This window comes from Nocardia sp. NPDC001965 (assembly GCF_053594175.1).
The window spans coordinates 1-1530 of record NZ_JBSFDZ010000095.1 but is presented as its reverse complement, the minus strand read 5'-3'; the positions used below and the strand labels follow the sequence as shown (position 1 = coordinate 1530).

Below are 1530 nucleotides of genomic sequence, written 5' to 3'. Positions count from 1 at the left end.
CTGAACCGGTTCGATTCCGGGTCGGCTGCGTATAACTTGCCGATGGCTATCCGGTTGTCGGGGGTGCTGGATGTGGCCGCGTTGCGGGCGGCGGTGGCGGATGTGGTGGCGCGGCACGAGGTGCTGCGGACGGTGTACCCGGAGACCGTGGATGGTCCGGTACAGGTGGTGCTGCCCGTCGGAGCAGCCGTCCCGGGCCTGCGGGTGCGGTCGGTGGCTGCCGGAGATGTCGTGGCGGCGGTGGGAGAGCTGGCGTCGGCCGGTTTCGATGTGACGGTCGAGGTGCCGCTGCGGGTGGCACTCTTCCGGATAGACGGTACGGCCGACACCGGCGGCGCGCCGGATACCGACAGCGCGGCCGGTGAGTTCGTGCTGGCGATGGTGATCCATCACATCGCCGGTGACGGTTCCTCGGTCGGGCCGCTGACCCGGGACCTGATGACCGCTTATGCGGCGCGAACCACCGGGGAGGCGCCGGGCTGGGCGCCGTTGCCGGTGCAGTACGCCGACTACAGCATCTGGCAGCGGGCCGTGCTCGGTGACGAGTCCGATCCGGAATCGCCGGCGGCGAAACAGGTCGGTTACTGGAAGTCGGCGCTGGCCGGTGTACCCGATCAGCTGGATCTGCCGACGGATCGGCCGCGACCGGCCGTACAGTCCTTCGCCGGCAGCCGAGTGCGGGTCTCCGTCGACGCCGGAACCCATGCCGGCCTGGTGCGGCTCGCCCAGCAGCGGAACGCGACCTTGTTCATGGTCGTCCATTCAGCGCTGACAGTGCTGTTGTCGCGTCTTTCGGGTACCGACGACATCACCGTCGGTACGCCGGTGGCGGGTCGTGGTGAGGCTGCGCTCGATGATCTGATCGGTATGTTCGTGAACACGTTGGTGTTCCGGACCGAACTCGATCGTGGGGAGTCGTTCGCGGATCTGCTGGCGCGGCAGCGGGAGATCGATATCGCGGCGTTCGCGCATGCGGATGTGCCGTTCGAACGCCTGGTCGAGGTGTTGAACCCGGCGCGTTCGCAGGCGCGGCATCCGCTGTTCCAGGTGGGGCTGACTTTCCAGAACCTGGCTGCTTCTGTACTGGAACTGCCGGGTCTGACGGTGTCGGGGGTGGAGTTCGATTCCGCGATCTCGCAGTTCGATCTGAATCTGATCCTGGGTGACACTTATGACGAATCGGGTGTGCCGCAGGGTGTTTCGGGTTATCTGACCTATGCGACCGCGTTGTTCGACGAGGCGACTGTTCAGGGATTCGCGGATCGGTTCGCGCGGTTGTTGCGTGAGATCGTGGTCGCGCCGGAGACCGCTGTCGGTGATCTGGAGATCCTGGCGCCGGCCGAGCGTACGCAGGTGCTCGCCGAACACAATGCGACCGAGCATGCGCTTCCGGCCGGGTTGCTGTTGGACGGGTTCAATGCTGCTGCGGCGGCTCATCCGGATCGGGTGGCTGTCTCGTTCGAGGGGACGAGTCTGTCCTATGGTGAGTTCGCGGGTCGGGTGAACCGGTTGGCGCGGCATTTGATCGCG

The 1530-nt window shown here is 66.3% G+C and carries 1 protein-coding gene; it reads left to right on the top strand.

Features of this window, described 5'->3' with window-relative positions; genetic code table 11:
• Positions 1-1530, top strand: a 1530-nt coding sequence (locus tag ACWCPQ_RS35005; protein ID WP_449907464.1) for a condensation domain-containing protein, incomplete at both ends; no start/stop codon positions are given.